At 48.3% G+C, this 13,760-nt stretch carries 19 protein-coding genes; 4 read left to right on the top strand and 15 right to left on the bottom strand.

Features of this window, described 5'->3' with window-relative positions; translation table 11 throughout:
* Positions 1-375: 375 nt before the first annotated feature.
* Together A3L14_RS11510 and A3L14_RS11515 are read left to right on the top strand one after the other, a co-directional pair.
* A complete protein-coding gene (locus A3L14_RS11510; protein ID WP_055430136.1) occupies positions 376-597 on the top strand; it encodes a hypothetical protein in 222 nt (73 codons plus the stop codon).
* Positions 598-1,434: a radical SAM protein gene (locus tag A3L14_RS11515; RefSeq protein ID WP_074631294.1), complete on the top strand. Its 837-nt coding sequence runs from the start codon at positions 598-600 to the stop codon at positions 1,432-1,434.
* 64 nt (positions 1,435-1,498) lie between these two features.
* Here the strand turns inward: A3L14_RS11515 and A3L14_RS11520 are convergent, their stop codons facing one another.
* From A3L14_RS11520 to A3L14_RS11530, 3 genes are read right to left on the bottom strand one after another with little or no spacing between them, the layout of a single operon-like run.
* A complete protein-coding gene (locus A3L14_RS11520; protein WP_055430137.1) occupies positions 1,499-1,951 on the bottom strand; it encodes an Lrp/AsnC family transcriptional regulator in 453 nt (150 codons plus the stop codon).
* Between the two features lie 55 nt (positions 1,952-2,006).
* Positions 2,007-2,561: an XTP/dITP diphosphatase gene (locus tag A3L14_RS11525; protein WP_055430138.1), complete on the bottom strand. Its 555-nt coding sequence runs from the start codon at positions 2,559-2,561 to the stop codon at positions 2,007-2,009.
* 43 nt (positions 2,562-2,604) lie between these two features.
* Positions 2,605-3,093, bottom strand: a complete 489-nt coding sequence (locus A3L14_RS11530; protein WP_055430139.1) for an adenosine-specific kinase — start codon at positions 3,091-3,093, stop codon at positions 2,605-2,607.
* A gap of 71 nt (positions 3,094-3,164) precedes the next feature.
* On the opposite strand from A3L14_RS11530, the gene A3L14_RS11535 reads away from it, so the two are divergent.
* Positions 3,165-4,082 carry an Lrp/AsnC family transcriptional regulator gene (locus A3L14_RS11535; RefSeq protein WP_055430140.1) on the top strand — a complete coding sequence of 306 codons (918 nt, stop codon included), beginning with the start codon at positions 3,165-3,167 and terminating at the stop codon, positions 4,080-4,082.
* On the opposite strand, the gene A3L14_RS11540 is transcribed toward A3L14_RS11535, so the two are convergent.
* Both A3L14_RS11540 and A3L14_RS11545 read right to left on the bottom strand, forming a co-directional pair.
* Complete coding sequence (locus tag A3L14_RS11540) at positions 4,079-5,011, bottom strand: SPASM domain-containing protein (RefSeq protein ID WP_055430141.1); 933 nt, start codon at positions 5,009-5,011, stop codon at positions 4,079-4,081. The genes A3L14_RS11535 and A3L14_RS11540 overlap by 4 nt on opposite strands.
* A 96-nt stretch (positions 5,012-5,107) precedes the next feature.
* Positions 5,108-5,536: a molybdenum cofactor biosynthesis protein MoaE gene (locus A3L14_RS11545; RefSeq protein ID WP_055430142.1), complete on the bottom strand. Its 429-nt coding sequence runs from the start codon at positions 5,534-5,536 to the stop codon at positions 5,108-5,110.
* Between the two features lie 100 nt (positions 5,537-5,636).
* Between A3L14_RS11545 and A3L14_RS11550 the strand changes: the two genes are divergently transcribed.
* The gene (locus A3L14_RS11550; protein WP_055430143.1) at positions 5,637-6,503 is read left to right on the top strand and encodes a hypothetical protein; all 867 of its coding nucleotides are present in this window, start codon (positions 5,637-5,639) and stop codon (positions 6,501-6,503) included.
* On the opposite strand, the gene A3L14_RS11555 is transcribed toward A3L14_RS11550, so the two are convergent.
* The 10 genes from A3L14_RS11555 to A3L14_RS11600 form a co-directional block, all read right to left on the bottom strand.
* Complete coding sequence (locus tag A3L14_RS11555; protein WP_055430144.1) at positions 6,496-7,194, bottom strand: ThiF family adenylyltransferase; 699 nt, start codon at positions 7,192-7,194, stop codon at positions 6,496-6,498. The two genes, A3L14_RS11550 and A3L14_RS11555, sit on opposite strands and share 8 nt — an antisense overlap.
* Position 7,195: 1 nt before the next feature.
* Positions 7,196-7,462, bottom strand: coding sequence for a ubiquitin-like small modifier protein 1 (locus A3L14_RS11560; protein WP_055430145.1), 267 nt, complete (start codon positions 7,460-7,462; stop codon positions 7,196-7,198).
* Between the two features lie 112 nt (positions 7,463-7,574).
* Positions 7,575-7,775: a hypothetical protein gene (locus A3L14_RS11565; RefSeq protein WP_055430146.1), complete on the bottom strand. Its 201-nt coding sequence runs from the start codon at positions 7,773-7,775 to the stop codon at positions 7,575-7,577.
* Between the two features lie 14 nt (positions 7,776-7,789).
* Entirely contained in the window at positions 7,790-8,017 is a 228-nt protein-coding gene (locus tag A3L14_RS11570) for a hypothetical protein (RefSeq protein ID WP_055430147.1), read from the bottom strand.
* A 439-nt stretch (positions 8,018-8,456) separates the two neighbouring features.
* Positions 8,457-8,891, bottom strand: coding sequence for a hypothetical protein (locus tag A3L14_RS11575; protein WP_055430148.1), 435 nt, complete (start codon positions 8,889-8,891; stop codon positions 8,457-8,459).
* Between the two features lie 13 nt (positions 8,892-8,904).
* Complete coding sequence (locus tag A3L14_RS11580) at positions 8,905-9,318, bottom strand: hypothetical protein (protein ID WP_157726987.1); 414 nt, start codon at positions 9,316-9,318, stop codon at positions 8,905-8,907.
* A complete protein-coding gene (locus A3L14_RS11585; RefSeq protein WP_143597787.1) occupies positions 9,311-9,832 on the bottom strand; it encodes a hypothetical protein in 522 nt (173 codons plus the stop codon). The genes A3L14_RS11580 and A3L14_RS11585 overlap by 8 nt, the downstream gene beginning before the upstream one ends.
* Entirely contained in the window at positions 9,825-10,427 is a 603-nt protein-coding gene (locus A3L14_RS11590; RefSeq protein ID WP_055430151.1) for a hypothetical protein, read from the bottom strand. The genes A3L14_RS11585 and A3L14_RS11590 overlap by 8 nt, the downstream gene beginning before the upstream one ends.
* A 68-nt stretch (positions 10,428-10,495) precedes the next feature.
* Complete coding sequence (locus A3L14_RS11595) at positions 10,496-10,996, bottom strand: hypothetical protein (protein ID WP_055430152.1); 501 nt, start codon at positions 10,994-10,996, stop codon at positions 10,496-10,498.
* Between the two features lie 5 nt (positions 10,997-11,001).
* Complete coding sequence (locus A3L14_RS11600) at positions 11,002-13,620, bottom strand: COG1361 family protein (RefSeq protein WP_088886144.1); 2,619 nt, start codon at positions 13,618-13,620, stop codon at positions 11,002-11,004.
* Between the last annotated feature and the right edge of the window lie 140 nt (positions 13,621-13,760).

Genomic DNA, 13,760 nt, shown 5'->3' on the forward strand with positions numbered 1-13,760 from the left:
GCATTGGAGGATTGACGCTGTTAAGCGTCCTTTAAAAACCGCCACTTGGCGGTTGAAAACTCCAAAAGGTAGCCTCTAAACCATAACCCCAATCCGCCCTGCGGTGAGGGGTAACGGGCCGAAGACCCGGCCTGCGGGCCGAGCCGAAAGGGGCAACCCGAGTAAGTGATGGGCCCGCAAACCGAACCGCCCCCTCACGGCGGGGAGGAGGTCAGTGGCCAGCAAGGGTTTTTAACCTCGGCTTCAACCTTTTTTGAACTTGAGGGAACCAGCGGAGTGGTTAATCCCGGGAGGCCCTGACCGATGGAGAATAGATATCAAACTCTTCAAGGCGACCCCGTTCCCTACGGCCCCCAGTTCTGCAAGGTGGTTGAAATGGTGGAAAGAAAAAAACTCAAGATCTACATCCTAGGCATCAAGTCCCCCTCGCAGGGCAGGGAGGTTTCACCCCCCCACGTCCTTGCCAACCCCCTCCCCCGAACGTGGGGCTTCGCCCAACATAAATCGGGAAACTACGTTTCCCAACCACTTCCTTCTCCCTTGAACACCGGAGGGGACAAAGCCCCCTACAACCCCCTGTTCTGCGAGGTGATCTAAATGGCAGAACGGAAGAAGCTAAAGATATACATCCCGGGCATTAAGTTTCCCTCCATCTCGCTCACGGGAAACTACTGCGCGCTCAACTGCGCCCACTGCGGGAGGCACTACCTTGAGAGCATGAGGAAGCCGACGAGGAGAGAGCTGGTGGATTACTGCGTCAGCCTTGAGAGGGAAGGCTACACCGGCTGCCTGCTGAGCGGAGGTCTGGACTCCCGCCTGAAGGTCCCCCTCGACAAGTACGCCGATGAAATCAGGGAGATAAAGAGGAGGACGAGCTTAAAGCTCAACGCCCACGTGGGATTCATAGACGAGAAAGATTTGGAGTGGGTCAAATACGTCGATGTAGTTTCCCTCGACTTCGTTGGCGATGACGACGTTATAAAGAGGGTCTACAAAATAGACAGGACCGTAAAGGACTACCTCAGAATCCTCGACCTGCTCACGGAAGCAGGCGTCAGGGTTGCCCCACACATAACCATAGGCCTCGACTTCGGGAAAGTCCACTGGGAGTACAGGGCTATAGACATGCTGGTGAAGTATCCCATAGATGTCCTCGTGCTGGACGTGCTCATCCCAACAAAGGGAACGGAGATGGAAGGTGTATCCTCTCCGGGGGTTGAGGAGAGCCTTGATGTCGTGAGGTACGCCAGGGAACGATTCGACGGGGAGATAAGCATAGGCTGTATGAGGCCACTTGGAAAATGGCGCCTTGAGTTCGACAGGGGAGCGGTTTTGGCCGGCGTTGACAGGCTGACGAACCCCCCAAGAAAAGTTATAGATTGGGCAAAAACTGTAAGGGAAGTTGAGATAATCTACGAGTGCTGCGTGGTATAGGGCTCACCATTCCTCGCATCATCACAAAATCAGAAAGGAGAACGCCGATCATCGCCCGATAAGACTAAAGCTCCTCCTTAACCGTTACGAACGACACCATAGTTACAGTCTGGCCAACCCCTTTTATCTCCCGGAGCCTGTCAACGACTATCTTTCCGACCTCCTCTGAGCTCGGGGCGCGTACCTTTATGAGCAGATCCCATTCGCCGGCTATTATGTGGACTTCGTAGACCCCCTCAAGGGCCGCTATCCTCTCAGCAACCTCCCTCTGGCTCAGACCGGAGTCTGGTTCATACCTGGCTAGTATAAAGGCCGTCGTCCCAAGGTCGAGCTTCTTGTAGTTGGGCTTGACCGTGAACTTCTCTATCACCCCTTCCTCAACCAGCTTCTTGATGCGGTAGTGGACGGTGGTCCTCGGTATCCCCAGCTTCTTGCTGAGACTCGCTATGTTCTCCCTGGCGTTCTCCTTCAATTCCTTCAACAGCCTCAAATCGGTGCTATCGAGTGATGCTACCATCGCGACCCCCTTCGTCATCCGTTCAATGATAACTGTTAACTTTGGAACGATGGCCTTATTTAAGGTTTTCTTTTAACCAGTCAGCAAAGGCCTTCAGGGCACGTCCCCTGTGGGAGATGACGTTCTTCTGTTCGGTTGTCATTTCGGCAAAAGTTATGTTAAATCCCCGAGGCCTGAATATCGGGTCGAAGCCAAAACCGCCGCTTCCCCTTGGAGATGTGGTTATCTCGCCATCGACCCTTCCGGTAAAGATGTGAGCCTCACCGTCCCAGTAAGCTATAACGCTCCTGAAGTGGGCATTTCTGTCCTCAAGGCCATCCATCAGCTTGAGAATTCCACCTATTCCAAGGGTTCTGTAAACGTAGGCAGAATACACCCCCGGGAAGCCGCCAAGGGCATCTATAAACAGCCCAGAATCATCGAGAAAGAACGGCCCATCAATCTTTCTGGCAAGCCATTCAAGGCCGAAGAGGGCGACCTCCTCCAAGCTGTCAGCCTGTATCTCCGGGTACTCCATCCGGAGCTGGTACACCTCAACGCCAAGCGGTTCGAAGTACTTCTTCGCCTCCTCGACCTTTCCGGGGTTGGAAGTGATGAACGCCAGCCTCATGAGACCACCTGGTGAGAAAGGGGAACGGAGAGATAAAAAGGTTTCAGTCTATCTTGTAACCTATCTTCTCAACAAGCTCCCTGCGCTCCTTTCTGAGCTCCTCGTCTTCGATCCTGTTGGCGGCCTTGCCGTCCACAATCCCCAGAACGCTCCTGCCGAGGTCAGTCTCAGCTATTATCACCTGGAACGGGTTCTCACTGGCGCCGTAGACCATGGCAACGGCGGGGTGGTTCTTGACGGCGTTGAGAACGTTTATCGGGAACGCGTTCTTCATCAGTATAACGAAGACGTGACCTGCACCTATCTTGAGGGCATTTTTAGCGGCAAGCTTTTCAAGCTCCGGGTCATTGCCGGTAAAGCGCGTCAGCTGGGGCTTGGCCTCGTTCATGGCTATTCCGAACCTTATGCCCGGAACCGTTGTGAGGAGGGTCTTTGCTAGGTCATCAACGGTGAATATCGAGAAGTTGCCCTGTCCAATGATGACCTCGACGCCTTCCGGCTTTTCAATATCAACGACGTCTATCTTTACCATGTCCACCACCGGAAGGGTTTAATATACATCAACGATATAACCTTTTCCGTGGGATATAATGGTGAGGTAAAATGGGCGAGCCTGTCATGGAGGAGCTCGAATTTCTCGCGGAAATTTTGATGAGGCATCCCACCGATAGCCTTAGGAAGATAGCCGAGGAAGAGGGAATAGACTACTACCGGCTCAAGAGACTGTACGATAAGTATTACGGCAAGTACATCCTCGTCAGTGCCGTTTACAACATCAGGATAATAGGCCTCAGAAGCTATCTGGCATTTCTGAGCGTCCCTTCAGACCGCATACTTGAGATTGGTTATAGGATGACCCAGAATCCTTTTGTGGCTTATGTTAATCCCGCATTCGGCTTCAAAAATGGACTATCTGCAATACTCCACATCCCAGACGACCAGAAGGACAGGATAGACGAGATGCTCTCAAAATACTCCAACGACTATGAATACTATGAGGTCAGGGCGTATCCGTATAGCGGGGACGACAACTTCGGAGAATGGAACTTGAGCTACGATTATGCTGTGCTGATGGACATCTTGAATGTAGACGCAAGAACCCCGATAACCAAGATAGCCCGGAGGCTCGGGAAGACCCGCCCTACAGTAAAATTCATGATAAACCGGCTTAAGGAGATGGGAATCCTGGTTGGATTCGACCCCGCTTTGGAAAACAATGTCCATGACAGGAGCGTTCTTGGAATAGCGGAAACCCTCGACGAATCGGTGATAGAGAGATTCAAGGAATACGAGATCATTGTTGGGGTGTTCCCCGGAAGAGGATATGTCATAGAATGGTTTTTCTCCTCAAAAGATGACCTGGGAACGAAGATACTGGAGTTCAGTAATTACGTGGACAAGATTCTGATCAACTATTTTGACTCAACATTCAAAGAACTCAACGACAAGAATGGAATGACCAGGTACTCACGAAGGGTAAAAAAAGACGGAAGCGGGTACCGATCCATACTGGACTTCTAAAACACTATATGGCAATACTCAAGCCCGTCTATCTCACTGGTAGCCTGATACTCCAGTGCCCTGCAGTCGTGGCAGATATACCTGAACGGGCAGGCACTGCAGGCCCCTATCTCGTCCTTCGTCATCTTCCAGAAGGCCTTGATCCTCCTCTTCCTGAGAACCTTCTTTATCCCCAGCTCCTTGAGGTCTCCAACAACGTAGTTCCTGAGGAGCGGGCACGGAAGTGCATAGCCGTCAGCCGTTACGGCCATCGTACCGGCCAAGCAGTCGTGGTACCTTTCAACGGTGGGATTCAGTATCCTCTTGACCTCTATGACATTGAAGTCCAGCTTTCTAGCGGAGCCGGGGAAGAGAACGTCGACGTAGACCTCTCCCGGAAATGTGGTCTTGAGGCCCATAAGCTCGTCCAGCTGTGAACCCCGCACCATTATGAGCGCTCCGTAGAGCCAGCTGTAGGCCTCAAGCCTCTGAACGTTTTTCGGTGAGTATTCAAGCTCGGCGATGAAGCGGACCCCATCGACGGGTTCGACCGATTCCACATCCTCAAGCTTGACGACGGCATAGACCTCAGGGACGCCTATTTCGGAGGCGTAGGTGGCAACGCTGGTAAGGTATTCCACCCTGTCGTAGTTGGTGAGCCAGAGCTCCTTACCGCCTATCTCCCTGAACTCCCGGATAAGCCCCCTCACCCTTTCGGGGCTGAGGGGTTCCCTTCGAAGAACGAAAGAGCTGTTCCCTATACACCCTATTGAGCGCGGTATGCCATAAATCTCGGAGAATTTACCGTTCCCGGCACCAAGCTGCACGATGAGACGCTCAAGCCTGCCGCTGTGGGAGCTGTTGCTCCAGGGAGGCTTTCCTATGGAGACTATATTGAGGGCCATCCCCACATCAACGGTATGAGATGCATCGTAGGCTACCCTTTCCATTAACCCCCACCATAGAAGAGAGGGACAGAATTGTATATATACTTTTTCTATTCCGATTTTGCACACTACTAAGAGTAGTCTGCAAAAAATGGAAAATCATTCCTCTGGAACCAGCCGGTCACCCTCAATCCAGAAAGTACCCTCCTCCGTCACCTCCCTCTTCCACACCGGGACGCGGCGCTTGACCTCATCAATGGCCCAGATGCACGCATCAAAGGCCTCTTTTCTATGCTTCCCACTCGCGATTATCAGTATGGTGTCTTCCCCAACCCCAAGCTCCCCGTAGCGGTGCCATATCAGCATATCCAGGATTGGGAACTTTTGGATGGCCTCATTCCTGATTTTTTCCATCTCTTTAACAGCCATCTCCTCGTAGGTCTCGTATATGAGTTTCTTCACTTTTCTTCCGTGGTTCTCGTTTCTGACCTTGCCGAGGAAGAAGACATAGCCACCAGCCTCGGGAACTACCAAGTAGCTCAGTGCCTCGTTAAGGTCAAAGGGTTCCTCCGTTATCCTGGCCTTCATCATTCATCCCCCGTAAAGACTACGTCCAACCAAATTAAAACCTGCCGGATTAACGAAAAGGTTTAAGTGGTCTCCACCCGAGGAGTCCTGGGTGAAAGGCATGAAAAAATACGCCCTCGTCCTCATTCTGGTTCTGGTCATCGGATTCACCGCCGGCTGCCTTGGAGGCGGCAGCGATACCACGACATCGAGCCCCACGGTCTCTTCCAGCTCTGCCACCACAACCCCGACAACCACCAGCCAGTCTCCAACAACCGCCACCAGTCAGTCCCCCACGGAAACCCCAAAGGAGGTCACCACTGACGAGCTCTTTCAGTGGGTCTCAGCGGTAAACCAGTACACCTATGTGGGCAACGCCACCATCTCAATGGTGGTGGCCATAAAGCAGGAAAACGTCTCCCAGAGGGACAACGTCACGCTGAATATAATCGAAAGGGGCTACATTGACTTTGAATCATGGAGCGCCAGCATAAACACAACGACCATCAGCGTTCCCGATGGAGCATCCACCAACACCTCACGGATCGTCGTTAACAACGTCACCTACATCCTCACCCCGGTAGGATGGGTGAAAAGCGACGACCAAGCCACCGCGGAATTCGTCTGGAAATACAACATCGTAAGCCTCGCCAGGGAGTACCTGAAAAGAACCCCCGACGAAAGGGAGAACAGCGAGAGGCTCGTGCTCAGGTACCACCTCAGGGACTACGAGGTAAGGCCTCTGGCAATCATGTACTTCGCGACAACTCCAGACACGGAAATAAGCGTGAAGGATAGCCTGTTGGAGCTGTACTTTGAGAACGGCAGGCTCGTAGGGGGCAGGATAAGCTTCTCGGTGAGCGCAAAGACCTCAATAGACGACCCCACTATCGGGAAGATGACGATAACCCAGGACGGCTCGTGGAGCGAGGCCATACTGATAACATCCACAAACGAGAAGAAGAACGTGGAAGCACCGTCTACCTGAGCTCGACAACCTCAAAGGTGTTGAAGGCCAGGTCAGCTATAAGCAGTTTGTTGAGGAGGGGCTCGCCAATCCCGGTGAGCAGCTTTATTACCTCCATCGCCTGAAGTGTGCCGATGACTCCCGCAGTCGCCCCGAGTATCGGGAACTTTCCCTTCCTTTCCCCCACGTTAGGGAATATCTCGCGCAGGCTCTTAGTTTTTCCGGGAATTATTGTTGTCACCTGGCCGTAGGTTCCCTCAACGGCACCGTGGACGAGGGGGATACCTTTTTTCTGGGCGTAGTCGTCGAGGAGAAACCTCGTCTCAAAGTTATCGAGGCAGTCAACGATAACGTCAACGTCCCTGAGAACGTCCTCAATGTTCTCCTCAGTCAATCTTCCAACGAAAGTCTCGATTTTTACCTCCGAGTTAAAGCGCTCAAGCTTCCACTTCGCCGATAGGGATTTTGGGTTCCTTTCGATATCCTCCTCCCAGTGGAGTATCTGCCTGTTGAGGTTGCTGAGTTCGGGCTTTTGCTCGTCAACCAGCAATATCGTGCCTATTCCCGCTGCCGCAAGGTAGTAAGCCACCGGGCTCCCGAGGCCGCCGACACCGATGACGGCTACCTTTGCACTTTTGAGTTTCTCCTGCCCATCAACGCCGAAGATCATTATCTGCCTGTCGTAGCGCTCGATTTCCTTTTCGCTCAGCATATCAACCACCGCTGACCGGAGGGAACAGTGCCACAACGTCCCCATCTCGGAGAACCTCGTCGAAGCTGACATAGCTACCGTTTCGTGAGACATTCACATCGGCAAGGTCGTCGTCCTCGGCGAAGACCTCGTTTTTGAGAACCGGGTGCCTTTCCTTCAGGATTTCTATCAGCTCTCTAACCTTTATCCCATCGGGAACCTCCAGCTCCTCCTCGCTGGTGCCAACGAGGGAGCGGAAGCGGGCAAAGTAGCGAACCCTAATCCTCATCAACACCACCAAAGATGTGTAGGTAGGGAGGTTAAAAAGGGTTGCTGGAGAAAAGTGCTAACTAGTTTTCCCACCGTTATCGTCTTTTCAAGGCCTTTAATCGTTCCTCCAGTTATTCTGGGGTTAGGTATTCAATCTCGGTGGAGTCGTCGATGATGTAGGGCTCCTTTTGGGTCATTCTTTTTTTCTGGCTTACCATAAACGCAAGCACAAGGATTAAGAAGCCTATAAAATCCCAAATACTAATCTCCTCTTGGACAATTACCGCAGAAGTATAAAAGATAAAGATAAGAATCCAGTATCTAACCTTCATTGCAGATCATCCCACTAACCAACCAATACCTTCTTGAGAAACTCTTTTCCTAGTTCCTTCAAACCTGCTTCTGCTCCAGCCTTTACAGCTGCATATTCTACTGTTAGATATAGCCCGAGAACTTCGGCACTCGTCTTGCCAATCTTGAAATAATAAATCATTGTTTTCTTCTCCATGTATCCGTCGTATTTGACTGTGATGACTTCTTTCTCGCTTTGTGTTAGTACCTCTGTTGTTGGCATAAAGTTTATTGCCTTGTAAATCTTTAGACTAATTGTGTGGTTCCTGGGCAAGTGGTATATTCTTGTCGAGTTGTAGCTATCTATGTTTCCTATTTATATCATCTAGCGGTGCTAGAAGGTAGAATACCACAATAAAACCTGCAAATATTAGAAAAACTATGTGAAGGACACCGAGTATCGCCAATAATGAGGTTCCCTTGAATGAGTCAGTAACAAAAAAATACTAACCATACAAACAGGTATGCAATAAAAAGAAGAGCAAGGAGATTTCTTGGGATTCTCTGCATCTTATCACCCCCCAATTATCAAATTGTTATCTCCTGGGTCGTTTGGAGGTATGGGGTCAAAGAGTGCCGCCTTAATTCATAAAGTCAAATTCTAAGGGCACTTGAAGTTTGGTTGGCTCCCTAGAATTTATTTTCACTGCCTCGTTGACCGCTTAGTTGGTTGCCCACTCCTCTAATGTTGAAACCCGGAAGGAGTGCAATGCCAGAGCAATATAGACCAAATGGAATACTCCAATGATAATCACTAAACTTACGTCCTTGGTAACCAAGTACGCTTCAATAGAAGACAACACCTGCAGGCAGAGAATGTACATAACGCTTCTTAATGGAGTTAAGAGTCTGGTAAACACCCTATCCTCGTACCTTTCGGAAGTAAATACATACACTAAAAAAACAATCAACCCCAAGTCCAAATTTATCAATCCAACCATTAGGAAGAGAGCCACAGTAGTTACTGCAGACAGCACAGGATTTACTGAATTCTCACGATTCTTAGGAAGACCAGTAATATTGCCGATGAAGAGACCCAAAATAAAAACAGAATTCAGGAAAAGATATAGCAGGAAAAGATCTGCAAGCTGATCCATTTGCTACACCCCTTTAGTCCCCTATTATGAGGTTATTGTCCCCAGGAGCATTTTCAGGTATTGGATTCTCTAAGACATATATCCAAAGTTTTACGTACAGAGAAAATGCCCCAAAGAGCATTCCTGCACTTTCACTGGAAATTTCAATCCCTTTCTTTGCCAAAAACTTTACAATACCTTTAGTAGCCCCAGCTCCTCCTGCGATGCTTCTTACGTCTGTGAATGTTCCAACGAGTTCGTCTTTTACCCATTTTGCCCCAGAATACATAGCTTTTGCCACGTCCCCTGCAGTAACGGGTCGGGGATTCATTTCCACCACGCAAGTTATTGGTTCTTTCAGCTGGTTCAGGTAGGCCTTGATTGCTATTGGCGTTCCGGGGTTTATGTCGCTTAAGTCCACAGGCACTCTCCTCTCATTACTAGTCACATCGTTTCTGAGCTCCACGAATTTTATTACTTCTGTGAATCTCCCTAAGGAGCTTGAAGGAATACCCAAAGTAAAGAATTGCTATTGCAAAGTAGATGGCCGAACCAATGGAGAACTCTTTTTTGAGGAGGGTGATGGATGCTGGAATCAAGATGTACACTGTCGCAAGTATGCCCAACAGCATGTAGTCATGCTTGGAAATTCCCCTCACCTTGCATGGGTCACCTTTGAGGCTACCGGTTAGGTACATGGCCCCTACAGTAAGAATGACGAAAATAATCATCCCAACCAGATAGTACCTGACCATCATGTGGAAGGTAAAGATAAACGCCAGATAGTACGCTGGCAATATAATCGCCCAAGTGTATATTTTTGCGGCTCCCTCCCAGAAATTGGTTCTGCGAATAATGTCCCTGTTGCTGACTAATACTGCCAGCGAAAGCAAGAGGACTGGGGAGACGACAATTAAAAGAAAGGAAGAGAAGCCTTCAAAACTAACGACCACTTCAGCCACCTCCTATTAGATTATTGTCCGTTTCAGTGGCTCCTAGAAGGGAAGGTGCCTTTATGCTAGGGTAGAAATATAACAAAAGTCCACCTACAGTAAGTAGGGTTCCAACATCGATATTTAAAAACGCTAGAATAACACCCGCTCCAGATGAGGAACCTCCAACTATCTCATATCCGGTCACATTTACAGTATTAGGCAGCAAGCAAATATCATACGTGATTATTTGTCCTGTTGAAAGCTTCACTGCTACCCTATAAATCGCTGGTTGGCCCCCTGGCGTCAATAGGTATTTATAGTAGCTCCCGCCAGGAGAGAGGAAATAATCTGCTGTAAATAACTTTTCTGCAAGGTTGTCATTAAATATTATCTCGAATCCCATATCATCGTTTTCTGAGTTCGCGAGAACTGTTACTGTTCTCTTTGAAGTGATTGGGATTTTAACGGAATCATCGTTCACCCCAGTCCAGACTGGAATTCCGGCAAAGTAAATCTCCTCCAGCACACTCCCGCTCCTCGATGCCTCCAGTTTTCCGCTTTCCCAGGCCTCTATTCTATACTCGTGCTCCCCAGCCTGAGCAGTCCACGTTAATGTAACCACTTTACTGCCCCCCTTATCGTGATGGCTTTATTGTCCTTTTTGTTATATTTTAGATTGCTTCATGAGTTTTAGAGTTTCTTCTTTGGGTTTTCCTTTATTATTTTGGCGAACTTAATGGATATTGATAGGTACAGGATTACGGGGATTGTCAGTACAATGCCATGAATTATTGTTATATTTTTGCATACCTCTAGGAAGGTCATCATTAGTAGTAGTGCATTTCCAAAGGCATTTAACTTTATTATATCTTCAATCCTTTTTAGAACTGCATCTGCTGTGTTTCTAATTTTGAAAACTATAAAGAGTAGAGTCAAAAACCACACGAGCACTAGAATTGCTCCGAGTTCAGGGGCGATGAAGTCTAGTTTCCCTTTATCTGCGAGAACTATCATCGAGGCAAGCCCTGTGACGCTCCATGGAATTATAATTATGTCACCCAGAAACTCAACTGTTTTTCTTCCCAGTTCTTTTCGAATTGGTCGTAGTCCTTCGTATTTAGCAACCAAATACCCATCCACTAGCACCAAAAAAGATGTAAACAGGAAAAGCAAAGTTACCCAACATGTCATTGAAATCACCCTCCGCAAATTAGATTATTGTCACTCTCTTGGGAACAGGTTGGTGTTGGGGCTGTGATTCCTTTGTATGTGGAATAGCCTACCGTTGTTAGTACGAGGGCTCCGAATCCAATCCCAGCTATTATCAAGCCTGTGGGGTTCCCACCTATTGCCAGTACAAAGCCCAATACTGTCGAAGCTCCACCAGCGACTTGTGCAGATTTTAATATATAATCCGCGGTTTCTATTTTCCCTCCCTCTTTATCATCTCCAGAATATACTGTGACAGTGTATCCCAGTACACGACGTGTGTCGTTAAGTCGAAGATCTACGTTAATTATGTGTTCCTTGGGTTGTCCACCATCTAGAAAGAGGTAGATATAGTAGTCATCCCCGAATACTCTTTCAGATAACCATCCATCAACGTCTATTCCTATGTAGATAATGCCTTCTGAGTGTCTTTTAATAGTAGTCCCTGTAATGTAGTTTACCATGACCGCCTTCCAATTTTCACCGTTCCATACTTCATAACCACCAAACATGACTTTGGTAACCTGGATAGAGACGTCATCTGAGCTGTTGTTTAATATATGAATATGGCAACTAAGTTCGTCATATAATGGAATTGTGTCTTCGCATTCCATCCACGCCATCACGCTACTGTTGCTTGTCACGGTTATAATCTTTTCATCTTCGATTTCCCCATTAACATAGAGTGTGAAGTAATACTTCCCTAGGTTGGTAAGGGTCATGTTGAACCACGTGAGGTTAACTCCGAGACCATCAATCTGACGTGGATTGCGTTCAAATACTCGGATTGGATCACTGAACCCTCCATTCGGCGTCTGATAAGTGTAGAAAACCCTGATGGGAACATTGTAAGCTGGATAATCCTCCTTGTTCTCCACAATCACGTCAAAATGAACTACCGTGCCCTGAACCACAGTACCATTAACATTCGGCACAAGCTTGCCGAAGAGCAAATCCTTCGGCCGCTCAACGTTAATTGATCCAGTTTCACTGTCTTCTGGGTTCCATGAGTCGTTCGAGTCGAGATTTCTTGAGAAGGCCTGTATTTTTACGGAATGCTCCCCCACTGGAAAGTCATCCGGAACATTCCAGTGGAGTAATATTCCCGTGGAACGACCAGCAATAACAGTAACCTCAACAACGTCAACAACAGTCCCATCAATCTTTAACTCAACCTTCACAGACTTGTCTACTGGATACGTATTCTTCAAATCCACACTGAACTCAACAGAACCACCAAGACGAGCCGTACTTGGCCAACTTGTTGGAACAACATCAATCATCTTCACAACAGTGGGGTCTGTGGAGTCATCCTCCTCCACCGTCACGTAACCACTAAAGCTTTTCTCATACTGGTCAAAAGTACATTTTCCAGTATACGTGAAGGTTCCAGACCAGGCATAATGAACACTACCAAAAGTTTCCGTTGCACTCCCACCTGCAGGAGCATTAACGCTAACGCTAAAACTCCTCGCGCTCGTGTCGCTGCTGCTTATTGGATAGACAATCCTGATAGTGCAAGTTCCAGCAATGTTAACATCATTGTCATTCCTCACTACAACCTTGAAAGTAACGTCTTCTCCAGTCTTGACGGTTCCATCACCATTCTCATCTTGAGCCAAAACGCTTACATAAACCTTGCTAGGATCAATGCCTTCCTCCAACGGTATTGTCTTTGAATAACTCTCGGTTATTTCACGCTCATCATTAGCTGGACTAACACTGTTCGGTATCTGGCCGGAACTGGGGGTATAAGTTATCTTAACAGTCCCGCTTACCGTAACTTGGTCACTTCCATACACCCTTCCACTGACGGTACTCTCCACCACAAAGCTATCACCTGGATAAAGAAAACCCATAGACTTGGAGTCACTCAACTCAGTTCCTTGAAACTCTAAATTCACGTTTGAGACGGCATTGTCTTCAACATGGAGGTGGACTGCAACCTTGTATGTGACGTAATCCGAGGTTACCTCAACCGCCTCCACATTAACACTGTCAACCACTAAGCGCCCTTCCTCGTTGTTGGGATCAAGGGCCAACAGCGCAGTCTCATCGGCAGGGGTTATAACGGTTGTACTCTCGGAAAGTTCTGCCGTAGTGGACTCTTCTGGAGAAGTCGTCGAAACAGGCAGTACTGGCAGTTTTGGATCTATTGGATAGATCGGGTCTATTGGCTCTATTGGATAAATTGGCTCATTCGGAACTTGTACAGTTGAAGTGCTCGTACTCACGATAATTACCTTGAGCGCACTCCTCAACTCTGCAACTTTCTGATTAAGCATCCACTGAACCTCAGAATTGTTGTTACCACAATTCCTGGCCTTTACGAGAGTCATTATGTTGGATGTCAGCTCATAAGCCCGTAACGCACTTGGCCAGTAGTAGGTTGTAGTGTTAAGCATGAAACCGTCCTCAGACGGAGAGGTGACTAGAGTGGTAAACACCATTGAACCATTCTCCGTCCACTCAACACGACCCAGTGTTCCAGTCTTCGTAATTACACTCCCATTGCGCAAAAAGGTTAAACTAACAAATTTCTCCTGATACGTCAAGAAATTATACGCAGAATCTCTTAAGGCTTCAATGGAGTCTTCCATTCCCACGTAATCACTCACAGCGTACGCATGATAAAACTGAACCCATGGATCTGCCAAAACAGGGTTTATCAGTTCTTCATTGTTTAAGGTTGGAGCTTCAGCGGGCTGGGTCCACTTCCATTTCTCCAGCGCCCAGGCTTCGTAAT

Source organism: Thermococcus thioreducens (assembly GCF_002214545.1).
Lineage (GTDB): Archaea > Methanobacteriota_B > Thermococci > Thermococcales > Thermococcaceae > Thermococcus > Thermococcus thioreducens.